This is a genomic window from Methylotuvimicrobium sp. KM2, from assembly GCF_038051925.1.
In the GTDB taxonomy this organism is placed as follows: Bacteria; Pseudomonadota; Gammaproteobacteria; order Methylococcales; family Methylomonadaceae; genus Methylotuvimicrobium.
The window spans coordinates 1372437-1397571 of sequence record NZ_CP150634.1 but is presented as its reverse complement, the minus strand read 5'-3'; the positions used below and the strand labels follow the sequence as shown (position 1 = coordinate 1397571).

Genomic DNA, 25135 nt, shown 5'->3' with positions numbered 1-25135 from the left:
ATGTCCGTTTATACCTCAGTCACAGCCGCACAACTGGACGCCTTTTTCGGCGCTTACGATCTCGGCTATGTAGTCGATTATGCCGGTATTCCCGACGGCATCGCAAACAGCCATTATGCGGTCGCGACCACGCAAGGCGACTATGTCTTGACCTTGTTCGAAGCTCAGAATGACGAGGAACTAACCCCGGTGATCGAACTGATGAATCACTTAGGCACCAGCAACCCGCTGTATCCGAATCCGCAGACCGACCGACAAAATCGGCTATTGCGCAGCCTCAACGGCAAGCCGGCACTGGTCTGTAAACGCTTGGCCGGCCGATCCATCGTTTCGCCCACACCCGATCAATGCCGGCAAATCGGCTCAGAACTGGCTAGGCTGCATCTCGACACGCGGGATTATTCCTTTCCGATCACAAGCCATCATGACGTTTTGTCGATCAAAGCCTTGTTCGAGCAAGTCGAGAGTCAACTATCCGCCGACGACCGCGAATTGATTCTGGGCGAACTGCAATTTCAGGCCGAGCACGAACAACAAACGCTGCCCGGCGGCGTGATTCACGGCGACTTATTCCGGGATAATGCCTTATTCGCCGACGGACAAATCAGCGGCATACTCGATTTCTACAGTGCCTGCCGCGACCACTGGCTGCGCGACATCGCCGTCTGCGCGAACGACTGGTGCTGCGACGACGGTATTTTCAATACGCAAAAATTAGCCTCTCTGCTTTCGGGCTATGAAACCCTAAGGCCGTTATCGGCAACCGAACATCAGCATTGCAACCGCATGCTCAGAGCCGCCGCGTTGCGTTTTTGGCTGTCGCGCCTCGTACACCATCACAGCAATCGAGCGGCTGCCCTGAGCCAACCCAAAGACCCGTTCGTTTTTAAAGACCTGCTCGTACAACACCGAAACGCCGCCCATGCCTGATCATCGCTATTCCGACGCCGAACGCGCCGCCATTTACCGCGCCATTTACGAGCGCCGCGATATGCGCCATTTTTTGCCCGACCCGGTCGAGCCCGATAGGCTGGCGCGCATCATCGCGGCGGCGCATCATGCCCCAAGCGTCGGCTTCATGCAGCCGTGGCGTTTCATACGCATCACCCGCCCGGATTTACGCGAAGCCATACACGATCTGGTCGAGCAGGAGCGCCTGCAAACCGCCCGCGCCTTACAGGAACGCGAAGACGAATTCATGCGCATCAAGGTCGAAGGCATCTTGGAATGCGCCGAAATCCTCATCGCCTCGTTGAGCGACCGCCGCGAAGAACATATCTTCGGCCGGCGCACCCTGCCGGAAATGGATTTGGCCTCGTTATCTTGCGCAATCCAGAATATGTGGCTGGCCGCCCGGGCCGAAGGACTGGGCTTGGGCTGGGTATCGATGTTCGAGCCGGAGGCGCTGAAACGATTATTGGCGATGCCCGGCGACAGCCAACCGTTCGCGATATTATGCCTGGGCCATGTCGAGCGCTTTTATGACGAACCGCTATTGGCACAAGAACAATGGGCGTCGCGCATGGAATTGAACGATTGTTTATTTGAAAACGCCTGGAACAAGCCATGCAAACTGACTTTTTGATCAAGCCGGTAGACTCCGAGCTCACCGACGCGCTGCAAGCCAAGATCGACCAAAAGACCAAACCCTTGGGTTCGCTGGGCCGATTGGAAGCACTGGCGCTACGCATCGGTCTAATACAGAACACGATATCGCCGACGCTGATTAACCCGGCTATCGTGATTTTTGCCGGCGATCACGGCATCGCCGCGTCCGGAGTCAGCGCCTATCCGCAAAGCGTCACGGCGCAAATGGTCGCTAATTTTTTGGCTGGCGGGGCCGCTATCAGCGTTTTCGCCAAGCAAAACGGCCTCGACCTGTGGATCGTCGATGCCGGCGTCAATGCGGAGCTAAGCCGACACCCTAAACTCATCGATGCCAAAATCGGCAAAGGCACGCGTAATTTTTTGCATGTGCCGGCAATGACCGAAAGCGAATGCGCCCAAGCCATACAGGCCGGCGCCGATATCGTGCTGGAACGTCATCGGGCCGGTTGCAATTGTATCGGCTTCGGCGAAATGGGCATCGGCAATACCTCGTCCGCCTCGCTGTTGATGCATGGCTTGACCGGCTTGCCGCTGGCGCAATGCGTCGGACGCGGGACGGGATTGACTGATGCGCAACTCGGCCATAAATTGTCGGTATTGAATCAAGCGTTGGCACAACATCCAAACATACATGACCCGTTACAGGTATTAGCCGTCTTCGGCGGTTTTGAAATCGCGATGATGACCGGCGCTTATCTGAAAGCCGCCGAACGGGGTATGTTGATCGTCGTCGACGGCTTTATCGCCGGCTGTGCATTGTTGGTTGCGGCGAAATGCCATCCCGAGATCTTGGATTATTGCGTGTTTAGCCATGTCTCGGACGAACAAGGCCATCAAGCGCTGCTCGATCACTTCGGCGCGCAAGCCTTGCTCGATCTTGAATTACGCCTAGGCGAAGGCTCCGGCGCGGCGTTGGCCTATCCGTTGATACAATCGGCGGTTGCGATGCTGAACGAAATGGCAAGCTTTGCCGAAGCGGGCGTGGATGCGGTTTGAAATTGCTGGGCGTTTGTTTTTGATGAGATGCGGTGTTACTCTTTTCATCAAAAACAAACGTCGGCACGATTTAAAATCCTATTGAGACATTTTGAGGGCTTTTCGATGCATAGATACGAATCTGACATTGTTGCATGGGCGAACGAGCAGGCCGCGCTTCTCCGTGCGGGCCAATTCAACATGCTCGACCTTGAACCTATTGCGGATGAGATTGAGGACGTGGGCAAAAGCGAACGAAGAGAACTGAGAAGCAGAATGGCTGTTTTGCTGGCCCATCTTCTGAAATGGCAATATCAGGAAGGCTTTCGAAGCAAAAGCCGGCAACGAACAATCAAGGCGCAACGGCGAGGGATTGCAAGCTGCTTGAAAGAAACCCCCAGTCTTGAAACCGATCTGACTCAACCCGATTGGTGGGAATGGGTGTGGTCCGATGCCGCCGGTCTTGCGGTAAAGGAAACAGGACTCGATTGCTTCCCCGAGTCTTGTCCGTGGGACTTTTGAGACACGCACTGATGCGTATGGGCCAGAGCCCTTTTGACCTGAATAATCGGGGTCAGATACAAATTAAGTAGGAAAGCCGAAAATAAGGACTCGACTTTGTCCATTTAAGTGGCCAACGCCAGTTGATTTAGCAAGTTTCCTAATGAAGCATTGAACTATATTTTTATGCCCGACAAAACTTTTCAAAAACGGTACGAGTGGTGATTGTAGTTAGCTCTTTTTCAATGGCAAGCGTAAAATGCGAATATTGCCCCACTTTGGAGATGATATGAATTTTCATATTGAATACGAACAAGAAGATGATGGTCGTTGGTTAGCGGAGATTCCTGAAATTCCCGGCGTACTTACTTATGGCGCTACCGCTAACGAAGCGATGGCTAAGGCTGAAGTACTAGCGCTTCGTGCACTTGCCGAACGAATTGAAACTAAAGAAAGCCTTCCGATGCCAATCAACATTGACTTTATTATAGCGTGAGCCATTGGCCTTCAGCTAAAGCTAAGCGTGTTCTTGCGGCATTATTAGCTATCGGTTGGAAAGTTAAGCGTCAATCTGGGTCGCATCGGACACTTTCGCGGAATGGCTGGCCTGATTTTGTTTTTGCCTTCCACGATGGCGAAGAAATTGGATCACGTATGCTTGCTCGTATCTCCAAGCATACTGGGTTGAGTCCAAATGATTTATAAGGGTATCCTTCGTATTGCCTAACCTGGCATTCCAGTGGACTCCTCTAACGCTCCGCTACTGAGCTTTGCCTTAGCCGAGTAGGTCGGGTTGGGCGTTAGCCGTAACCCGACATGATGTTGGGGGCCCCTCTGTCGGGTTACGCTTACGCTAACCCGACCTACGCGACTACAGTGCCTCAAACGAATCTTAGCCCATACTTGATCCAATAATATCGTTGAATTCTCCGAAGTCGGCACTGACGTATTTCGCATTTTTAATAGGAAAAGTTGTTTTTTACAACTTGCTGTAAACTACATTAGTTTAATTTTCTCAAATGAATTAGGCAGCTTTATGACTCAATATTTTGCGTCATTTAGGATGTCTAATTGTAGTTAGGCTTATTGGAAAATTACTTTGCCAAATTTTCAACTTCCACCCGATGTACTTCAATCTATTCCAGAGGACTTGCCAATTCCTTTGAATGATAGGGCATGTGAACATCTGGAAAACATGCTGTTGCCGGATGTTTCTCTATGGTCCACCAATGACCAAGAAATCAATCTATCCCGCTTGTCTGGCTGGAATGTGATTTTCTGCTATCCAATGACAGGTCACCCAGGATTTGCCATTCCAGAAGGCTGGGTTCAAATTCCCGGTGCCGCTGGGTGTACGCCACAGGTATGTTCATATCGTGAAAACTATACCGAATTCAACCGTAATGGGGTAGGCATTTACGGCATAAGTACTCAAACATCAGAGACACAAAAAGAAGCTGCTAGTCGCTTAGGGTTGCCTTATCCGCTTTTGAGCGATGTTAATCATAATTTTTCCTAAAGTTTAAAATTGCCTATGCTTGAAGTCGAAGGGTTAAAATTGCTCAAAAGATTGACGCTCATTACACAAAGTGGAATGATTAAAAAATGTTTTTATCCTGTCTTTCCACCAGATAAAAATGTTATTGAGGTGATGGCTTGGCTCTCCGAGAATCAAGCTTAACCCAGTGCTTAACCGGAGGGCGAGCTATTAAGAACTTTGTGTTGAACAACAGAATTTAGGTCAATTTGTAGTGGGATATGAATATGAAACGTGCATTTACTCTCGAATATTGGTTAGATGATGGATGGTATATTGGCAAACTCAAGGAAATTCCTGGGGTTTTTAGCCAAGGTGAGACACTAGAGGAGTTGGAAGAAAACATTGAAGATGCTTATAAACTGTTAATGGAAGGGGAGGTGCAAACCAACCACCCAGCATCACAAATAAAAGAAGTCTTAGTCGAAGTAGCGTGAAACGAGGAAACTTTATTAGAGAGTTGGTTGAAGCAGGCTGCTACCTTAAACGTCATGGTAATAAGCACGATATTTATGCAAATCCTGCAAATGGTAAACAAACTCCAGTTCCAAGACATTCCGAAATAAAAGAGAGTCTTTGTCGGCTTATCAAGGGGCAATTGGGGATATGAAGCTGTCTAGGCCTAACCTGGCAATCCAGCGGACTCCGCTAACGCCCCGCCGCTGAGCTTTGCGTTATTGTTTTTTTTACCTGTACAGGTGTAATTATTCACTCCCCTATCGTTCCCACGCAGAGCAACACTGCCATTAAGTTAAGCCGTCTTAGAAACAAGCAACCTGAGCTCTGAATAAAAGATTATATATTCCATAAGATTAAGACAGTATCAGGCATCGCTGGAAGAAGTGTGCGCAGCATGGATGCTGCGCTCAAGCCTACACGGACGTATTCACGGCGTCTTCTGGAAGCGATGCCTGATACTGGCTGGGTTGCTTAACCCGAACTCTGGTTACGTCATGCTGACTTTAGGCTTTAATGTGCCTCAAAAGCCATCCATGGTGTGCGGGTTTTTGCAATCCATGACGGATAAAGGTTTTCCGTTATCTTAATGGCAGTGACGCAGAGCATGGGAACGAGAATTGACGGGGGTCTGAAATTAGAGATGCAACGCTCGTCGTCAATTGTGTAAAAATTAGCCACCGGTCGAGTGTTTACAAAAACGACGAGCAAAATACGGTAGAAGAAACCGGACATCCCGCCTAATTCAAGCAAAACTTCCCATGCCCTCATTACACGATTTTCTACTGGCCGTCGGCTTTTATACCCGGCTACCCAGCCCCGCCAAGCTCGATTATCGACGATTACCCTTTGCTTGTGTTTACCTGCCGTTGGTCGGTTGGTTGGTCGGCGGGTTTTCCGCATCGGTTTTCTGGATCGCTTTGCAAGTCTGGCCGCAAGACATTGCGGTCGTTATCGCCTTGATCGCCGGCATCTTGCTTACCGGGGCTTTTCACGAAGATGGTTTTGCCGATGTCTGCGACGGTTTCGGTGGCGGTTACGATAAACAGCGCATTCTGGACATCATGAAAGACTCGCATATCGGTGTCTATGGCGTGACCGGCTTATTGTTGTTGATGCTGTTAAAATTCAGGCTTTTGGCCGGTTTACCGGCGCATCTTCCGCCGTTTGCCTTGCTGGCGGGGCACAGTATCAGCCGCTGGTTTCCGTTATACTTGATGTACCGCTACGACTATGCCCGCATGCAACCAAGCAAGTCGTCCGGCGCGGTATTCAAGCCCGAAGCGAAAACTTTACTCTTGGCAGGCATTCCGGCTTTACTGCCTTTTGCCTTGCTGCCGCCACTGTTCTTGATTTCGCTGATACCGATGGCGCTGATCACGCTGGGGCTCGGACGCTATTTTCATCGTCATATCGGCGGCTATACCGGCGATTGTTTGGGGGCTAGCCAACAAATTACCGAAACCGTTTTTTACCTGTCGCTCAGCGCTCTATGGACATATATTTGATTCGCCATACCCAAACCGCTGCCGCCAAGGGCTTATGCTACGGGCGATCCGACATTGCCTTGGCGGACAGCTTCGCCCAAGAGACCGAAGCGCTACGGCAAAAACTGCCCGAGCTCGCCGAAGACTGCCGGTTTTATAGCAGCGCGCTCAGCCGCTGCAAAAGATTGGCTGATGCACTTTCCGATGAGGTCGTCACCGACGAACGGCTCTTGGAGCTGGATTTCGGCGATTGGGAAGGCGTGCTCTTCAATGACATCGACGCAAAAGCCCTAAACCATTGGACGCAAAATTTCGTCGACTTCCCGCCGCCGAACGGAGAAAGCTTTACCGATTTATGTCGCCGTACCGGCCATTTTTGGCAAGAGCTCATCGAGACCGAATTTTCGCAAGCCGTCGTCGTAACCCATGCCGGCGTAATTCGCGCCCTGCTGGCTCATATCTTGAAGCTGCCGCCCGCCGCCGCCTTTCAATTCCGAGTCGATTACGGTTCCTTGCATAAATTTCAATACAGCCATCAATACACCTACATTCACTATCTCAATCTATGAAACCTCTAGCGATCTTCGGCACCAGCTCGGACGCCGGCAAAACCACGATAGCGATGGCCTTGTGCCGGATTTTTGCGGACCAGGGAATAAGCGTTGCGCCGTTCAAGGCGCAAAACGTCTCGAACAATTCGGCCGTGACGCCGGACGGCCGCGAAATCTCCCGCGCGCAATGCCTGCAAGCCGAGGCCGCGCGGATCGAACCGAATCATTTGTTCAATCCGGTGCTGCTGAAATCGCACGGCAACGGTTCGGTGCAAGTGATCGTCAACGGCTTGGTCCATCAAAATCAAACCATCGCGGACTATTACGATTCGATAGGCGGACTTAAATTACAGGTCGAACAAGCCTTTACGACGCTCCGGCAGACTCATGACTTGGTCATCGCCGAAGGCGCGGGTTCCCCGGTCGAACTCAATCTATTGCATAAAGACTTATCGAACAGCTTTGTCGCCAATACCTTCGGCACCCAAAACATTCTGGTCGCCGACATCGAACGCGGCGGCGTGTTCGCGTCGATTTACGGCACGCTGGAATTGATGCATCCTGTCATGCGCCAAAATTTGATCGGCGTCGTGATCAATAAATTCCGGGGCGACCGGCGTTTTTTCGATGAAGGCGAAACGATCATCAAAGAACGTTTCGGCGTGCCGGTGCTCGGCGTATTGCCGTTCGAACCGCTCAATATCGACATGGAAGATTCGCAATCGCTCAATAATTACCGGCAACGCCTGAACGGCGTCAAGATTCGCATTGCCGCGATCGCCTATCTGGGTTTGAGCAATTATAACGACCTGGACGTATTGATGGCCGACGAAGAGCTGCATGTCGAATTGATTCAAGCCTACCGCCCCTTAAGCGGTTTCGACATGGTGCTTTTGCCGGGCAGCAAAACCGTACTGCGCGATTTGAGATGGCTGAAGGAACAAGGCTTGTTCGCCGAAATCGAGCGTTTCGACAAAGCGGTGTTCGGTATTTGCGGCGGTTACCAAATGCTGTGCCGAACGTTGCTCGACCCGCAGGCTATCGAGCACGACCGACCCGGCAGCGAATCCGGATTCGGTTATATCGATGACGAGGTGTTGTATCAACACCCCAAGATCGTCCGGCGAGGAAGCTATGACCTGTTCGACTATCCGGCGTTGAATGGTTATGAAATTCATTGCGGGCGCATGACTCAATACCCGCTTTTTTATCGGCAAGGCGCGGTCGCCGGCACGCATGTACACGGCGTTTTCGACAACGACTTATTTCGAAACGCTTATTTCAAAGCCCTGACCCCCGATTATCGAGGTTATGCCTACGCCGGCTACCGCGACGCTCAAATTCAGGGCTTTGCCGACCGGGTCGCGGCCAATCTGGATTTGTCGTTGATCCTGGAAGCCTTACAGGAGCCAGCATGAAGACCTTATTCATCGGCGGCGTCAAGAGCGGTAAATCGCGCTTGGCGGAAGACTATATTTTGCAGCGATGCGGGGATGAAAAACCTTATTATCTGGCGACGACCGAATTTTTCGACGACGAAATGAAGACCCGGGTGGCCGTTCACCAGCAGCGCCGGCAGGATTCGTTCATTACGGTCGAGGAACCGGTCAAACTGCTCGCCGCATTGCAAGGCTTGAACCGTCCGGTATTGGTCGAGTGCGTGACGATGTGGCTGAACAATGCCTTGTATCATCAAATTCCCGAATCCGCCATCCTTCAAGAATTGGACTCCGTGTTGCGGCTTCCCGCCGAATTAGTCTTGATTCATAACGAGGTCGGCCTCGGCGTCATCCCCGACAGTCGTTTGGCCCGGCAATTCATCGATTTATCGGGCAAGGCCGCGCAATTGATGGGCCGGCATTGCGATCGCGTCTTTTTTTGCAGCGCAGGGTTAAAATTGCAGATGAAATAAACCTAAATTCGGCGCTGTGGGTCGGCAAACAAGCGCCCTTGTCGAATTGTCGCGTCGTCCTATCAGACTTGCGGTTTTTTGAGCGGCAATGGCCTCGAAAATCGCGACGTAGGCGTCGCTCCCACAAATGACCGGAAGCTCTGTGGGAGCGATCCCCAGATCGCGATATCGGAGCCACTGATATCCAATATCCGCAGATTTATCAAACAGCACCGTTTCCAGGAATACGATGACCTCTGTTTACTCCCTTTATACTCAAAAAAATTAGTTAACTTTATGAAGGTATGGGGTGTGGCTAGCGAGGATGTCGGCAGCAGGGAACGCTGCCGTCAAGCCCCCATGGATGGGTTTACGGCGGTCCTCGATAGACACATCTCATACCTTTTATTCTAAGACGATTTTTCAATCAAAAGGGAATAGCAAGTTTACCGATATTTGTGTATAACGATGAACGCAGAGCATGGGAACGAGCGTGAGCCTCGGTGTAGGGTAGTAGCGAAGCGGAAACCCGTCCAATGGGAGAGTCGCGGCGGTTTGCAACGATGGAATTCGGCTTCGCCTCTACGCATCTAAAATGTTAAATAACCTTTTAGGGAAACATAAGCCATTGAATCACCCCCCCCTTATTTTTCTTCCACTTGCATTCAGCCGGTAAATCCCTATAATGCCCTCCTTGCTTTCAGGTGCCCCGCCCTAGAATCGACAAATCGATTCTAGGGCGGGGTTAAACGGGAAGCCGGTCAGGTTATCAAACCAATGCCGGCGCTGCCCCCGCAACGGTAGATAAGTAAAGAATCATCAATTTGCCACTGTGTGCAATGACATGGGAAGGCGATGATTCAGGCCAATGGCCACTTATAAGCCCGGAGACCGGCCCGATAGCGATTCGATACAGCGGAGGGCTGTTAACGAAACGGTCGAGCCATGCTCCGCCTTTTCGCCGCACGCCCTTGCGTTGTAATTTTACAACCTTTCATGCGCGGGCGGCGCAGAGGACATCATGCGAATATTCTATCTAAGCCCACTGTTATTCACCGGCTTCCCTATTTCGGCCTTGGCCGACTCAACTCCGGACGAGACGCCGTTACATTTACCCGAAATGCTGATCACGGCAACTCGGTCGGACAGTCCCAAAGACCATCTGGCAACCGCCAGCACCGTATATACGCGGAAAGACATCGAACGCCTTCAGGTCAATACCTTGCCGGAATTGCTGAGAGGCTCGACCGGCCTCGATATCACGCAACAAGGCGGATACGGTAAAAATTCCAGCGTCTTCATACGCGGCACCGGTTCCGGCCATGTGTTGGTACTCGTCGACGGCATCCGCTTCGGTTCGGTCACCTCCGGCACTTCGCCATTCGAACTATTGCCGATCGATCAAATCGAACGCGTCGAGATCATTCGCGGTCCGCAGTCCAGCCTTTGGGGCGCCGAAGCCTTGGGCGGCGTTATCCAAATTTTCACCCGTAAAGGCACACAAGAAGAAAAACCGACGATCACGATCGATGCCGGCGGCGGTTCGTTTAATACCGCCAAGGCCTCCGGCACGATCAGCGGGCGTTATCAAAATAGTTGGTATACCCTCGGCGCGTCGCATTTCAATTCGCAAGGCTTCGATGCGCGACAACCGACTACCGGTTTTTTCGGGGTGGATGAGCCCGATAAAGACGGTTTCTACAATACCGGACTCAATGCGCGCTTGGGCCACCGCTTCGATAACAATGCCGAGATGGAAGCCAGCTACATGCGCTCGGAAGGTCGCAACGACTTCGACGGAACGCCGAATAAAATGGAATTCGTCAATCAAGTCATTGGTCTGAGTGGCGCTATCGACGTCATCGACAATTGGCGCTCGACCTTACGGTTAGGGCAAAGCCGAGACGATAACGATAATTTTGCGCCTGACGGCTCGTTTTTCAGCCGTTTCGACAGCACGCGTTGGAATGCCAGTTGGTTAAATGCGGTTAAATTGTCGGACGATCATCAACTGACGCTCGGGGCCGATTACCGTTTGGATGAAGCGAATAGCACGACCGATTACACCGAGCTATCGCGTTACGATGTCGGCGTGTTCGGCGAATGGCACGGACGATTCTTCGACAACCATCATCTGAACGGTTCGATTCGTTGGGATGAAAACGAAGCCTTCGGCGATTTCGTCACCGGCAGCATCGGCTGGCGTTCCAATTGGGATTACGGCATCAGTACATTCGCCAATTTCGGCAACGGCTTTAAGGCCCCGAGTTTCAACCAACTCTATTGGCCTGGATTCGGCAATCCCAACTTGATGGCCGAAGAATCGAAATCGGTCGAGGTCGGACTCGCGGGCAACCATGACTGGCTACAGTGGGAGATTCGCGCTTATCATACCGACCTGGATAACTTGATCGTCAATGTCTTTGATCCGGTAACGTTTAACTTATCCGCCGAAAATATCGGCAAGGCCCAAATCGACGGTCTCGAAGCCGAAATCGGCATGCAAATTTTCGGTTGGAACGCCAAATTGGGCATGAATTTGCTCCGTCCGGTCGACCGCGAAACGAATAATCGTCTGCCACGCCGCACCGATAGAATGTTATCATTCGATCTATCCAGATCGTTCGGGCCCGTCGACGTCGGTGCTTTCCTATTAGCCGAGGGCTATCGCTACGACGATGCCGATAATACGACTAAAGTCAACGGTTACGCGACCATCGATTTACGCTCGGCCTATCACATCAATAAAAATTGGACCGTCAGCGCTCAATTAAATAATTTGCTGGATAAACAATACCAATTGGTCGATACCTACAACACGGCCGATCGTAATTTTTTCGTTTCGATTCGCTATAATATCTAAAACTTAATTTTCCTGGAGAAATGACGATGAATATCGCACAACGTTTAACTGTCCAAAACCTACCGATTCAACCCGGCGCGATCGCTCTGATGTTGTTGATGGCGGCCACGCGTTCTAGCCATATCGGCACGCCTTTTCAACTCCCAGACGCCTCTTTGGCAGTATTTTTTCTGGCCGGGTTTTGGTTCGGCGGCAACCGGTTTTTTGCCGTTTTATTGGCCGAAGCGGCATTGATCGATTTAGTCGTGATTCAATTCTTCGGCGTCAGTAGCTTTTGCGTTTCACCGGCCTATGTCTTTTTGATTCCGGCCTATGCCGCAGTCTGGTTCGGCGGCAAGATGTGCGCCCAATTCAAAGAGTCGAACCCTTCGGTGCTATTGAAACAATTCGCAATTCTGCTCGCGGCAACGACGCTTGCGTTTTTGATTTCCGAATTCAGCTTCTATTTGTTGTCCGGCCGTCACGATGCGTTGGACTGGTCTGAAAAACTGAGCAAAATGGCGAATTTCTACCCGGCCTATATCAAATCGACCTTGATCTATGCAACCGTGATTTTCGGCGTAGTTGCATTGCTGAAATCCTTGCCGATTTTCAGTGAAGATCAAAAAGGCGCTTAGCTCCATACCCTTTGAGACTGGGAAACTATTAATACATCATAAAAAATTTATTCACCATGAAGAACATGAAGTCAATGAAGAAAAGACTATAAAATCTATAGCCTAACTCTTCATGTTCTTCATGGTTTATTCGTCATATTGGATACTTTCACAGAATCCTAAGCTGCGTTCAAATATGTCATTTTTTCTGGTTCCCACGGTCCTCCGTGGGAACCCATACCTTGTCAGCCGAGGCAAGATCGGTATGCATTCCCACGCTGGAGCGGTGGGAACGAGGAAAACGGTCGATTTTGACTTATGTATAACGATGGGCGCAAGACGTGGGAACAATGAAATTCGGCAGCTTAACCATGAAGCACATGAAACTCATGAAGGATTTCAAGAAATTAACTAAATCTTCTCGCTAACCTTTTTTGTGAGCAAAAGCTCTATCCAAACGCGTAATAAGTAATTGAATTAACTTCCTATTCTTCATGATCTTCATGGTGAAATGCTTTTTCTAGGATAAAGGCTCTTGCCGACGCCTCAAAAAACCCTGTCGACTAAAGACATCACGATCTCGACCGCGATCAAATAAATAATGATCCACTCGAGAAACGACGAATGCTGATGTTTTTGCTCGTCGGCCAGCATTTCCAACAATTCGTGTATCGTCTCGAGTTTTTTCGACAAGACTTCGGTGCGGGGCTGAATTTCCAAGTAATTGGCCGCCATCGAATAAATGCTCTGGTACTCCGGATGCTCCCAGAAAAACTCGGGCGTATCGAGCAGGTCGTAATTCAAAATGATATCGCTCTTGGTCAGAAATAATTGCCCTCGGATCATCGCTGTGGCTTTTCTGCCGAGTTGTATCTTCCCTTCCCTGGCCAAAGATTCGGGCAAATGACTGGTTTCGCGTATCGTATTGATCGCATGGCTTTCGAATGCGGCCAGTTTGATCGACTGAGCCATTGCATGGGACACTGCCAGGAGCACCATCTGATCGGCGTCGATCAGTTCGATATGATCGCTTTGTATCCGGTATTTTTCGGAGTTCGTTTCGTAGCTGAAATTGTCTTCCTGCGGCTCGGCATCGGGCTTGATCGCGAAGTCTAGTAATAAATCATGTAGATTGCGTTGCTCGTCCAAACTCACGTTCCAATGCACGGCGACGCCGTAAGCGAATACGATTGAGCAGCCGCTTTTATAGTCGACGACCAAGGCATTTCTAAACGCCTTGACGCGTCCCGACATCAACATTTTCTCGCGCAATGCCGGAAAATCGAAGGATTGCGCAAGGCAAACGGTTAAACAGTGCATGATTGGGCGATCGTTGGTCATAACTTTCTTCTAGTCCTCTAGTCATTCACGCCGCGCGATGATCACGACGGCTCTGAGCTGGCTGCGCCCGAAGCGGGACATCGCCAAAAATTCGGCTTTCGGCACCGGCACATAAAAGTTGTCCGCTTCGCTGGCATGCTGCTCGGTATCGACATCGGGATCATGCAAATAAATAAAGTGCGGATCATGCGCGGTCACGACTACCCAATGCGGCGCCTTGTTGCGATTGATCCGGTAAGTGCTGATCAAAATCAATGGAATATGACCGGCATCCAGATGCTCGGTCAATCCCTCGAGCGTGATTTTATCGAAATGCATGCGCACGTCGGTTTGCTTGAGCTGGCGCAAAAAATCCTCTTGCACTAGACTGATAACTTCGCGTTTTTCGGGACTGCGCACGCTGTCGATAAACAACACGTCTTGTTGACTCAAATACACATCGACCGCGAACCCTCGCCGCCAAGCCGCCAGCGCCAAGCCGTGAGGTCCGCATCCGCCGTGCCCGGCGGTCATAAAAATCGTCGTCGATTCGCGCCAAATTTGCAGTTCATGCGCCTGCGACAATTCGATGTCCGGATTCAGTCCCGCCATCGCCATCAATAAGCCCGAAGGGCCGCAGCTGAAATCGGTCGTTTGCCGATAAAACGGCACGGTCAGGCGGGTTTCCGGATGCGGATAGATGATTCGTTTCTCGAAGCACAGCGCCTCGCTGTGATCTTCATAATAATCTTCTTTGGTATCGAATTGCCGATAACCTTGTTTTCGGTATAACGCGATCGCTTGTTGATTATCGGGACGAACTTCAAGCCTCAAATACACGCAGTCGCGCTCTCGGGCGCGTGCTTCCGAGTGATTGAGCAGGCCTACACCAATACCGAGTCCGCGGTATTCGGGTAACACCGCGAACGAATAGAGCCGCGCCAACGATGCGCCTCTGCGGTACAGCAACAGCGCATATCCCGCCGCTTTATCTTCGATTTCGGCCAGGATGATATCGGCATTGGCTCTTTCCAGCATCCAGTGAAAATTACGCGAGGTTAATTTATCCTGCGTAAAACAAGCATTTTCAATCGCCAATAATTGCCGAACGTCATTTTTGACCGCGCTACGAAACACGATTTTCGGCGTTTCTTCGGCGCCCGCAGAATCAGTCATTACCCGCCAATCCATCAAGCGCCTGCGTTAACACTTGCTCACTACGAAACAGCACCATTTCCTGCCAGTCTCTCTTATCGGGATAAAAATAATCCCGAATTTGCTGCCGTATCGGATGACTGAGCTGCCTTGTTTCCGGATCTCTGTGCCAAAAATAATTTTCTTTACGCAACACCTGAAACAGCATATCGAGCGAATAGGTGCCGAATTCCAACGTGATATAACAGCCGCGATCGCCCAGAGCCTTATGCCAGGCATAATCGAGCAAGCCCAGCTTAGGTACCGAAGTCGATGTCCCCAGCGCCGGCTCGGTGACGCTGTCGCCGAACCAACGTTTCGCTAATGTCGCAGCTTTGGAGCCAGGCGGATGATCCGAAATAACTTCACCATAACCATAGGGTCCAAGCCCGGAATGGATATCGACCACCGCGACTCGTTGCCGATTCGCCAAATCGAATTCGCGCATCACGGTTTCAACCACTTGTCTCGACCAAGTGGAAGTAGCGCCGCCATAAAACAAGCCTTGCGGATACTCGTATTGACCGCCGCTGATCGCTTCCTCGGTTTTGCGTTGGCCGTAAAGCTTTCGGTAATCGTTGATTGTTTGCAATACACTTTTTTCGTTCGCGTCGGACCAATGCTCCGGCAGCAACACATCGGCCAGTTCTCGATAACCGAGATTGACGGGCCTATCGGAAAAATCGATGAAGTTACGATTTAAATCGACATTATCTTCGTTGACGCGGCGTAAATGGGCGAAGCCGAATGGATTCAAGGCGTGAATGAACAACACGGCGGTATCGCCAGTGGGCATCGGTGCATGCCTGAGCCAATTGATTTGCGCCGCGGAACCGCAAAAACCTTCGACGCCATGGGTAGCGCTGATAATGACCAACACCTTACTAACCTGTTTTTCACCGAGCCAAAACACCTCGGTCGACAACGGTTGATTGTCGCCGGCCAACAATGAATGCTGAAAACGCCTCAAATGCCCCGGCTGACTGGAGCAGGCGGACAGAAACTTTTCGCGTGCGTCGAAATAGTCTGTGGAAAAGCTTTCTAGGTCGTAATTACTCGGCATAATGTACTCATCCGGTTTGCTGAAAATAATAAGGGACGCGTTGGGTACGTTGCGCGTAACCAATTTCGGCTCCTACCGAATCCATACGCATCAAGCTAAAAACAGCCAACCCATATCCGCTCTTTCCCAAGTTGCTATTACTCCCTTCTTACTGAAGAATCGTTCAACTTTGTTGGGTATGGGGTATGCCTATCGAGGAGCGCCGTGAACCCGTCCATGGGGGCTTGACGGCGGCTCCCTGCCGCCGACATCCTCGCTAGGCATACCCCACACCTTCTCGTTCTTATACGCTTTTTCGGTCAAAAGGGAGTAAAGCACGTAGCCCGTATGCAGCGTAGCGGAATACGGGAATGGCGTGGCTCCGAGTTTCCCGGATTGCGCTACGCTCCATCCGGGCTACGCTACTGTCTGAGACAATTTAGGTGCTGGGTTTACGGTCTCATGTTAAGCGATTCACTAAAACTCCACAAAGCTTACTGTTTCGTAAAGTTATTTTGTGCATATTTCTTAGCTATTGCGACCTCGACATTATTTATTGTTACCTAACGCACCCGGCTTTCCCTCACCTAGCGTTAGGTGAGGGACGATCTGGGGATCGCTCCCACAGAACATACCTTATCCTAAATTCGGCAGTTTAACCATGAAGCACATGAAGTTCATCAAGTATTTCAATAGATTACCTAGACATTCCCGCTAACTTTTTGGTTGAGCGAAAGCCCTATACAAACGCATGACAAGTTATTTAATTAACTTCTTATTCTTCATGGTGAAATGATTCTTCTAAGCTTATGGACGCGACGTCTTCGTCACGACTATCGAAGCCACTCTATCCCGTCTCAAGCATAAGCACTATGCTTACGTTCCAATCGGCGTACAAACTCCTCCATGATGATGCGATACAAATCCTCGCCTAAATAATCGTCCTCGACACCGCTATCGATACTCGGATTATCGTTGATCTCGATAATCACGTTACGACCTTCGATTTGTTTCATATCGACACCGTATAACCCGTCACCGATCAGCTTAACCGCTTTCGATGCGGTTTTGACGACATCCTTCGGCACATCGCGGACAGCCAGCGCTTCAAAGCCGCCGCTTTTGCCTTTGGCTTTATCGCTGCTATGGTTGTAGATCTGCCAATGCCCGCGCGCCATGAAATATTTACAAGCATAAATCGGCCGGTTGTTCAAAAAACCGATCCGCCAGTCGTAGTCTGTCAACACATATTCCTGCACCAGCAATATGGCGGACTCTTTGAATAATTCGCGGCATTGGTTTTCCAACTCGTCGCGGCCATGCGCCTTGACCACGCCGCGCGAAAACGAACCATGAGGAATCTTGAGTACGAGAGGGTAACCGAAGCTCTGTTCCAATTCGTCGAAATCCAGCGGCTTGTCGCGTATGATCAACTGCGTTTTCGGCGTCGGAACACCATGCGCACTCAATAAATCGGCCAAAAATACCTTATTCGCACATTTCAGAATCGAATCGGGATCGTCCAACACCACCAAACCTTCGCTCTCCGCCCGTTTGGCAAAACGGTAAGTATGATGATCGATCGCTGTAGTTTCGCGGATAAACAAGGCATCGTACTCCAAAAGCCGCGCGAAATCGTTTTTATCGATCAGATCGACATCCAAACCCAGATCATTACCCGCTTTGATAAAGTTTTTCAGGGCTTTCGTATCGCTCGGCGGAAACTCCTCTTGCGGATTGTAGAGAATCGCCATTTCGAAGCGAAACCGTTTACGCGAACGAGGTTTGCGCCAAATCTTACGACTGTAGGCATCGATCGCTTCCGCAAATTGATTTTGTTCGTTTTCATTCAATTCGGCTAGATTGCCCGGCGTAATCCCAACGATTTCCCAACGTTCGCCCCGTTTGAATTCGACATTCAGAATCGGGCTGGGATAGAGCTCAAACAAACGCCTGGCCAATTTTTCAAGCGGCGGATAAGACACTTTACCGAAAAATATTTTTATACCGAAATATTCCGTATCGGGTTGTCCGTAACCTGACGGATGTTTACCCAGGTATTTATCGAGGTTGTTATCGTAAAGCCGGTAATAATGATGATTGGCCAAATCGTTGATGCTGCGAATCGACGGGATTACCCGTTGGCCGCGCGCTTCGGCCAACAGCGAACAATAATAACCGGTGCCGAGGTAATCATAATCTCGGCATAGATTGATTACTTGTGTCTTACCGGCTTTTTTACTTTCCGGCAATGTCAGATAAGCCTCGACCGTAACAAGGTCGCTGCTCGGATAATAAGGCGCCCAATCTTCCAGGCGATCGACAACGATATATAAAGAATGCACGGGCTCCGCCTGGGTAATGAAGTAGAGGTCTGGAAATACTAATTCCGTCCAATTACGAAAACAGCTTTTCTCTGAATCTCGGGTCCATACGAAACAAAGAAAGTCCAGAAAGACGGCAATCTAAAGCATTAAGAATATTTACGCAAGATTCAACTTATGCCCTTATCCAGCTTTTATACCCGTCGTAGATCAAAATTCGGCGAGCCGCAGGATACGCACCGCATACCATTTCTAGGCTTGGTAACTCAGGAATACTTGCGAAACTCTAACCGATTCGCATCCTGAATATATGAATCACTTAAATAATCGGTTTGATAGGTGGAAACGTGGCGTCGCTGCCTCAAAAACTGTTTCTTTGAACGATTTTGAAAGGGTGTCTGTAAGTATAGGCCGGGGCGCGCTAATGCTTTCCCCGGCCTTCGTGACAATTACCAGCCTTTCTTAGCCTGTTCCAGCACATAGGCCGAAACGCTTTCGATTTCTTCTTTACTCAAAGTCGAGGCGAATCCCGGCATTGGGGACTTGCCTTCAGAAACCAGTTTTTTGATTGCATCCAAAGAATTCACGCCGTTTTTTTCCAAACTCTCCGATGAAAGAGTTTTATCCGGATTCATGACGTTTTTACCGCCGGCATGACATGCGGCGCAATTTTTATTAAAAACATCATTGGCCTGAGCAACGCCTACCGCAGTTAACGACAGCGCAGAAAATAAAGCGATTTTTAAAGATTTACTCATGTGACTCTCCTAAATATACAAATTGTTCTTGTCAGGAATCAGTAGCGGAAATCTTGAGTTATTATTAACACCCCTACTGAGTTTTTTAATCCGGACAATAAAATGGACAAAGTTGTCCTGGCCTAGCTACCATCAACGATGGAGCTTAGTTTTTACGCCATTTTCAGGGAAATAGCAATGGCATGAATGATCCGGTTTTTCCGACTTGAATCGCAAAACCTGTCTTTTGGCTTACCCCAACCTTAACATTTGGCGAGCGTAAGAAATTGAAAATTAATGATAATACGCAATGTCACAACCCATATTCACTACAAATGATAAAGACTAGTTTTCTTATATCATTTGCATTCCATTTTTAAGGTTGTTTAAACAGGCCCGATTGAACACGCCAAATTAGCGTTCGCCTGAGCTTAATTGAAAAGCAAACGGATCATTTGGAGCAAGGCCCGGAACGACTAACCAATGAATTTCCGGAATAAAAAAGACTCGGTATGCACTAATATTGATGTGAAGAAGCTACGCATTGCCATCTCTGGCACTGGATTCCGCCAACCCCTGGCGGAATCACGCGTTTCACGCTCTTTCCCAAGCTCCAGCTCTCGCCGTTATACATAAGTCGTAGATATACCGTCTTTCTGGTTCCCACGGTCCTCCGTGGGAACCCATACCTTGTCAGCCGAGGCAAGATCGGTATGCATTCCCACGCTGGAGCGGTGGGAACGAGGAAAACCCCGACTTGCTCGTTCAATCTTCCTGGATTGACGGGAAGCTAGAACTTGGGTAACAGCATATTTTAGTCTTTTTGACCTCGATGCCATTTAATCCTGAAAAGAGCAGTTGGCATGTGTTGTAAACCGTTCGTGCTGAGTAAAGTCGAACCATGAAGGGTCTACAACACCTTCACCGTCTTGGTGAAGCCTCAAACTACCGTTCACCCTTCGACAGGGCTCTCCTGAGCCCAGCCGAAGGGCTCAGGGCGAACGGTAGTTTGAGGCTCTCAACTGCTCTTTTTAGGTTAATGTGACTTGGTGTTCTCGGCCTTGAAATCGCGATCAGGGGATCGCTCCCACAGGGGCCGGATGCTCTGTAGAAGCGATGCCTTCATCGCCTTGGCAAATGAATTTACCCTTAACCCAGCTTTAACAAGTGTAGTGCCTACCGCCTATGCTATTGAAATATAATAATTAAAAATCATGCCAAATTTAACTTTGCAGTGCCATAAAATTAATTATTGCATATTATTCAATAACCTATTGACGCGCAATGTTAAGGCTGGGTTAAATGAAACCTTGGCAATTCAGTAGGCCATAAAAAAGGGCCCGTTCGAGCCCTTTTCAATTCGTCAGTTTTTCTTACGAATTACTCTTCGAGATCAACAGCTTTCATGCTCAATCTGACACGACCCTGTCTATCGATTTCCAGCACCTTGACTTTGACGACATCGCCTTCGGATAGCTTATCGCTAACCTTGTCGACATGCTCGTCCGAAATCTGAGAGATATGCACTAAACCGTCTTTACCCGGCAGAATCGTCACGAATGCGCCGAAGTCCATCAATCGGGCAACCTTGCCCTCATAGGTTTTTCCGACTTCGACTTCCGCGGTAATTTCCTCGATCAAACGACGTGCTTCTTCTCCGGCTTGTTTATCGACCGAAGCGACTTTGACGACGCCGTCATCGGTCAAATCAATGCTGGCACCGGTTTGTTCGGTGATACTGCGGATCGTTGCACCGCCTTTACCGATGACTTCGCGGATTTTACTTGGATCGATTTTGAACGAAATAATGCGCGGCGCATAATCGGACATTTGTCCGCGAGTCTCGGACAGCGATTTGTTCATTTCGCCCAAAATGTGCAAGCGGCCTTGCTTGGCTTGCTCGAGTGCGGTTTTCATGATCTCGGCAGTAATACCGTCGATCTTGATATCCATCTGTAGCGCGGTCACGCCTTCCTCTGAACCGGCGACTTTAAAGTCCATATCGCCCAAATGATCTTCATCGCCCATGATATCGGATAAGACTGCGAATTGATCGCCTTCCTTAATCAAACCCATCGCGATACCCGCAACCGGCGCCTTAATAGGCACGCCCGCGTCCATCAACGCCAAGCTACTGCCGCACACCGACGCCATCGAACTTGAACCGTTCGACTCGGTAATTTCGGAAACGACGCGCACAACATAAGGAAATTCATCCATGTTCGGCAATACCGCTTGAACGCCGCGTTTTGCCAAGCGACCGTGGCCGATTTCCCGGCGTTTCGGAGAACCGACAAAACCGGTTTCACCGACACAATAAGGAGGGAAGTTGTAATGCAGCATGAAACTTTCACGGTATTCGCCTTCCAGAGCATCGATGACCTGTGAGTCACGTTCGGTACCCAGGGTCGCGACAACCAAGGCCTGCGTTTCGCCGCGGGTAAACAACGCCGAACCATGAGTTCTCGGCAACACGCCGGTACGAATTGAAATAGGTCTGACCGTTTTCAAGTCTCGGCCGTCGATACGCTTGCCCTCTTCAAGAATCGAGCCGCGTACGATTTTCTTTTCGAGATTTTCGATGATGCCGCGAATGTCGGATTCGCTATATTGCTCATCAGCCGTCAACTTATCGACAACAGCATTTCGAATTTCTTTCAGTTGCTCTTGTCTGACCAGTTTTTCAGGGACTTGATAAGCCGCTTTAATTCCGGCTTCCACTTCAGCTATCACCAAAGATTCCAGCTCGGTGTTAGCAGCCGCCGGTTGCCACGCCATCGGCGCTTTGTTAACCATCGCGGCCAGTTCTTTAATCGCTGTAATTGCCGTTTGCATCTGTTCATGCCCGAACAACACGGCGCCGAGCATCACTTCCTCGGACAAGCATTGCGCTTCGGATTCGACCATCAGCACCGCATGTTCGGTACCGGCAACAACCAATTCCAATTGCGACTCGGCCAATAACGAAGGTGTCGGATTCAATAAATATTGGCCGTCTTTATAACCGACTCGAGCCGCACCGACTGGACCGTTGAAGGGCAACCCTGAAATCGATAACGCTGCGGAAGCTCCAATCAAGGCAGGAATTTCAGGATCGATGTCGGGATTCAGTGAAAGAACGGTGGCGATAATTTGAACTTCGTTGGTAAAGCCATCCGGAAACAAGGGGCGGATAGGACGGTCAATAAGGCGGGAGGTTAACGTTTCTTTTTCGCTCGGCCGGCCTTCTCGTTTAAAAAAGCCGCCTGGAATCTTACCCGCGGCAAAGGATTTTTCCTGATAATTGACAGTCAATGGAAAAAAATCTCCGCCGCTGTTTGCTTCTTTTTTTCCAACGACTGTCACTAGAAGGGTGGTTCCTTCCATGTCGATCATTACAGCGCCGTCCGCCTGACGAGCTATCTCACCGGTTTCCAGTGTAACGAGCTGTTCGCCATACTGAAATTCTTTCCGAATCGGATTCACTATACGGTTCCTATAGGTTAAGGGTTGTTATCAAAATCGGTTTATTGCTTTACTTAGGATTTCGCGAAAATTAACTTCCTGGAGTTATGGGCTTTGTCGAGGGTGCGGTAACTCGCCTGGCAGGACGCCGTGAACCCAGCACCTAAATTATGCAAGATAGTTACCATAGTCAAAAGGCTATGGAATTTAGGTGCTGGGTGAATACGTCCTTGTAAGCTTGGCGGCGGCTTTCCCTGCCGCCGACACCTGCCAATCGAGCAACCGAACCCTCCAAAAATAGGAACGTTATTTATGACCAAATCCTTACAAATGAAAGAACGGCGCTGAAAGTCATTTCAGGCCGTTCTTTTTTATTATTATTTACGCAATCCTAAGCGCTCGATCAATGACCGATAACGGTTAATATCCTTCTTTTTCAAATAATCCAACAACTTGCGGCGCTGATTAACCATCCGCAGTAAACCGCGGCGGGAATGATTGTCTTTTTTGTGCTCGGCAAAATGCGGCGTCAAATGAAGAATGTGCGCCGTCAGCAATGCGACTTGCACTTCCGGAGATCCGGTATCGGTTTCACTCAAACGATATTCTTCAACGACTGCTTTTTTTTGTTCCGCGGTAAATGGCATTTCTGTTTAACCCCTATAAGATTAATATTGTTAATAAAAATACAAAGCACCGACTTCGATGCCAGGATAATGTGTTTCCGCAATAGGGTGCAGAAACAAAACTATTTGGAAATTAGTATATTAAGAAGGATTCATGCATGCTCTTTCCCAAGCTCCAGCTTTCATCGTTATACATAAGTCAAAAATTACGGTTTTGCAATCTTAGCCAATGAGACCTCGATACCATCTTTTTTCGCCCAACGTTCCCGACTTCGAAATCGCGATCTGGGGATCGCTCCCACAGAGCATCCGGCCCCTTGCGGGAGCGACGCCTTCGTCGCGATTTCGAAGCCACTGATGTTCAATATCCGCAGATTTATTAAACAGCACCGTTTCCAGGTATACGATGACCTCTGTTTAGGAAGTTTACCAATACTTGTGTATAACGGCGAGAGCTCCAGCTTAGGAAACACACCCCGGAAGCTCCCCCTTCGACAAGCTCAGGGCAAGCCTTCGACAAGGCTCTCCTGAGCGCAGCCGAAAGGCTCAGGGCAAGAGCTTCCAGAGACCGACACAACCTTCGGACATTCTCAATCAACTCCGACTCGCTCGTTTAATCTTCCTTGATTATCGGGAAGCTAGAGCTTCCCGAACAGGTTACCCAAGCTGGAGCTTGGGTAACAGCAAAATGTGGCCGCGCGAAGTATATTAAGAAGGACTCATATTAAATATTTTTTTAGGCACCAGTTTACCATCCATTAACATTTCGCCCAAACCTAAAAATTGCCGCCCCGTGTACATTCGCACAGGACCCTCCAACGAATTTTTAAGCGTCAAACTTTGTCCTTGCTTGATTAAATTTGCCTGTTCTTCGGACAAATCCACGGCAGGTATCGAGTCGATCGGTTTATCGACCGGAACCAAGCAATTCGTCAGTTCGTTTTCGCTCATTTCCTGCAATTGCTCGATCGACTTTGCTTCGTCAATGACAAAACGGCCGGATGCCAGCCTGCGAAGCTCGATAACCGTCCCCCCGCAACCGAGACGCTCGCCGATATCTTCCGCCAAGGTTCTGATATAAGTGCCTTTCGAACACCAAACATCCAACGTCAGAAGCGTCTCTTGACGATCCAACAATTTGATTTTGTATATTGTAATCGGACGAGCCTTGCGTTCGACGGACTTGCCTTGTCTGGCCAACTCATAAAGTTTTTTGCCGTTGAGCTTAAGCGCCGAATACATCGGCGGCACTTGTTCGATATCGCCTACGAAGTTTTCCAAACAAGCCAGAATCTCATCATCGGATAGAGACGGTACCGGACGCGTTTTAATCACCCGACCTTCCGCGTCTCCGGTATCGGTAACCACACCTAAACGAACAACCACCTGATAACGTTTGTCGTCATCGAGCATGAATCCGGAAACCTTGGTCGCTTCGCCGAAACAAATCGGCAATAATCCCGATGCCAAAGGATCAAGACTGCCTGTGTGCCCGGCCTTGTTCGCATTGAACAAATGTTTGACTTCCTGCAAGGCTCTGTTCGACGAAACACCGAGGCGTTTATCGAGCAGCAATATTCCGTGAATATCGCGCCCGTTTTTACGCTTTGCCATTTCGCTCAATCCTTTTTTTTATCCTTAGATTCGCTCAATAATTCGGCCACGCGCATACCGGTCTCAAAGCTATCGTCATAATAAAAGCGTAACTCCGGTATATTGCGCAAGCGCATGCGCTTGCACAATTCGCTTCTAATAAAGGGCGTCGCATCGTTCAGAGACTTAATACTATCTTTTTTCCCTTGATCGTCGGCATTAAGCACCGTGACATAGATCTTGGCAACAGCCAAATCCTTGCTGATAACAACCTCGTTAACCGTAACGAATCCTACCCGCTTCACGTCAAACTCTCGCTGTAAAATCAGCGCCAGCTCCTTTTGGATTTGGGACGAAACCCGTGCGCTACGGCTAAATTCTCTGGCCATG

The 25135-nt window shown here is 49.6% G+C and carries 25 protein-coding genes and 1 riboswitch; of the genes, 16 read left to right on the top strand and 9 right to left on the bottom strand.

Translation table 11 applies throughout. The features are described 5' to 3' along the window. The 16 genes from WJM45_RS06070 (at position 1) to WJM45_RS05995 (ending at position 12486) form a co-directional block, all read left to right on the top strand. Positions 1-930, top strand: a complete 930-nt coding sequence (locus WJM45_RS06070; protein ID WP_341328075.1) for a homoserine kinase — start codon at positions 1-3, stop codon at positions 928-930. Continuing rightward, positions 923-1585, top strand: a complete 663-nt coding sequence (bluB, locus tag WJM45_RS06065; protein WP_341328074.1) for a 5,6-dimethylbenzimidazole synthase — start codon at positions 923-925, stop codon at positions 1583-1585. The genes WJM45_RS06070 and bluB overlap by 8 nt, the downstream gene beginning before the upstream one ends. Continuing rightward, entirely contained in the window at positions 1567-2604 is a 1038-nt protein-coding gene (cobT, locus tag WJM45_RS06060) for a nicotinate-nucleotide--dimethylbenzimidazole phosphoribosyltransferase (protein ID WP_341328073.1), read from the top strand. Before bluB ends, cobT begins: the two co-directional genes overlap by 19 nt. Positions 2605-2709: 105 nt before the next feature. Continuing rightward, positions 2710-3105, top strand: a complete 396-nt coding sequence (locus WJM45_RS06055; protein ID WP_341328072.1) for a DUF29 domain-containing protein — start codon at positions 2710-2712, stop codon at positions 3103-3105. 268 nt (positions 3106-3373) lie between these two features. Next, positions 3374-3580: a type II toxin-antitoxin system HicB family antitoxin gene (locus tag WJM45_RS06050; RefSeq protein WP_341328071.1), complete on the top strand. Its 207-nt coding sequence runs from the start codon at positions 3374-3376 to the stop codon at positions 3578-3580. After that, positions 3577-3789, top strand: coding sequence for a type II toxin-antitoxin system HicA family toxin (locus WJM45_RS06045; protein WP_341328070.1), 213 nt, complete (start codon positions 3577-3579; stop codon positions 3787-3789). Before WJM45_RS06050 ends, WJM45_RS06045 begins: the two co-directional genes overlap by 4 nt. Before the next feature lie 394 nt (positions 3790-4183). Next, entirely contained in the window at positions 4184-4603 is a 420-nt protein-coding gene (locus WJM45_RS06040; protein ID WP_341328069.1) for a peroxiredoxin, read from the top strand. 15 nt (positions 4604-4618) lie between these two features. Then, complete coding sequence (locus WJM45_RS06035) at positions 4619-4765, top strand: hypothetical protein (RefSeq protein WP_341328068.1); 147 nt, start codon at positions 4619-4621, stop codon at positions 4763-4765. 77 nt (positions 4766-4842) lie between these two features. Continuing rightward, positions 4843-5058, top strand: a complete 216-nt coding sequence (locus WJM45_RS06030; protein WP_341328067.1) for a type II toxin-antitoxin system HicB family antitoxin — start codon at positions 4843-4845, stop codon at positions 5056-5058. After that, entirely contained in the window at positions 5055-5231 is a 177-nt protein-coding gene (locus tag WJM45_RS06025) for a type II toxin-antitoxin system HicA family toxin (protein ID WP_084685321.1), read from the top strand. Before WJM45_RS06030 ends, WJM45_RS06025 begins: the two co-directional genes overlap by 4 nt. 607 nt (positions 5232-5838) lie before the next feature. Continuing rightward, positions 5839-6585 carry an adenosylcobinamide-GDP ribazoletransferase gene (cobS, locus tag WJM45_RS06020; RefSeq protein ID WP_341328066.1) on the top strand — a complete coding sequence of 249 codons (747 nt, stop codon included), beginning with the start codon at positions 5839-5841 and terminating at the stop codon, positions 6583-6585. Next, entirely contained in the window at positions 6570-7133 is a 564-nt protein-coding gene (gene cobC / locus WJM45_RS06015) for an alpha-ribazole phosphatase (RefSeq protein WP_341328065.1), read from the top strand. Before cobS ends, cobC begins: the two co-directional genes overlap by 16 nt. Continuing rightward, positions 7130-8533, top strand: a complete 1404-nt coding sequence (locus WJM45_RS06010) for a cobyric acid synthase (RefSeq protein WP_341328064.1) — start codon at positions 7130-7132, stop codon at positions 8531-8533. Before cobC ends, WJM45_RS06010 begins: the two co-directional genes overlap by 4 nt. After that, the gene (locus WJM45_RS06005) at positions 8530-9027 is read left to right on the top strand and encodes a bifunctional adenosylcobinamide kinase/adenosylcobinamide-phosphate guanylyltransferase (protein WP_341328063.1); all 498 of its coding nucleotides are present in this window, start codon (positions 8530-8532) and stop codon (positions 9025-9027) included. The genes WJM45_RS06010 and WJM45_RS06005 overlap by 4 nt, the downstream gene beginning before the upstream one ends. A 664-nt stretch (positions 9028-9691) precedes the next feature. Beyond that, positions 9692-9921, top strand: a riboswitch (cobalamin riboswitch). Positions 9922-10027: 106 nt separating this feature from the next. Beyond that, positions 10028-11869, top strand: coding sequence for a TonB-dependent receptor (locus WJM45_RS06000; protein ID WP_341328062.1), 1842 nt, complete (start codon positions 10028-10030; stop codon positions 11867-11869). Positions 11870-11895: 26 nt separating this feature from the next. Beyond that, positions 11896-12486: a hypothetical protein gene (locus WJM45_RS05995; RefSeq protein ID WP_341328061.1), complete on the top strand. Its 591-nt coding sequence runs from the start codon at positions 11896-11898 to the stop codon at positions 12484-12486. A gap of 525 nt (positions 12487-13011) precedes the next feature. Here WJM45_RS05995 and WJM45_RS05990 read toward each other — a convergent pair. The 9 genes from WJM45_RS05990 to rbfA form a co-directional block, all read right to left on the bottom strand. Next, positions 13012-13806, bottom strand: coding sequence for an RMD1 family protein (locus WJM45_RS05990; RefSeq protein ID WP_341328060.1), 795 nt, complete (start codon positions 13804-13806; stop codon positions 13012-13014). A gap of 21 nt (positions 13807-13827) precedes the next feature. Then, complete coding sequence (gene rimI, locus WJM45_RS05985) at positions 13828-14961, bottom strand: ribosomal protein S18-alanine N-acetyltransferase (RefSeq protein ID WP_341328059.1); 1134 nt, start codon at positions 14959-14961, stop codon at positions 13828-13830. Beyond that, on the bottom strand, positions 14954-16042 hold the full coding sequence (locus WJM45_RS05980) for a M14 family metallopeptidase (protein ID WP_341328058.1): 1089 nt from the start codon (positions 16040-16042) through the stop codon (positions 14954-14956). Before WJM45_RS05980 ends, rimI begins: the two co-directional genes overlap by 8 nt. A gap of 836 nt (positions 16043-16878) precedes the next feature. Continuing rightward, a complete protein-coding gene (locus WJM45_RS05975) occupies positions 16879-18366 on the bottom strand; it encodes a RimK family protein (protein WP_341328057.1) in 1488 nt (495 codons plus the stop codon). A gap of 428 nt (positions 18367-18794) precedes the next feature. Beyond that, positions 18795-19103, bottom strand: a complete 309-nt coding sequence (locus WJM45_RS05970) for a c-type cytochrome (RefSeq protein ID WP_341328056.1) — start codon at positions 19101-19103, stop codon at positions 18795-18797. 1359 nt (positions 19104-20462) lie between these two features. Next, positions 20463-22547, bottom strand: coding sequence for a polyribonucleotide nucleotidyltransferase (gene pnp, locus WJM45_RS05965; protein ID WP_341328055.1), 2085 nt, complete (start codon positions 22545-22547; stop codon positions 20463-20465). Positions 22548-22903: 356 nt separating this feature from the next. Beyond that, a complete protein-coding gene (gene rpsO, locus WJM45_RS05960; protein WP_341328054.1) occupies positions 22904-23173 on the bottom strand; it encodes a 30S ribosomal protein S15 in 270 nt (89 codons plus the stop codon). A gap of 687 nt (positions 23174-23860) precedes the next feature. Further along, a complete protein-coding gene (gene truB / locus WJM45_RS05955) occupies positions 23861-24766 on the bottom strand; it encodes a tRNA pseudouridine(55) synthase TruB (protein WP_341328053.1) in 906 nt (301 codons plus the stop codon). A 5-nt stretch (positions 24767-24771) separates the two neighbouring features. Beyond that, positions 24772-25134, bottom strand: a complete 363-nt coding sequence (gene rbfA, locus WJM45_RS05950; RefSeq protein WP_341328052.1) for a 30S ribosome-binding factor RbfA — start codon at positions 25132-25134, stop codon at positions 24772-24774. Between the last annotated feature and the right edge of the window lies 1 nt (position 25135).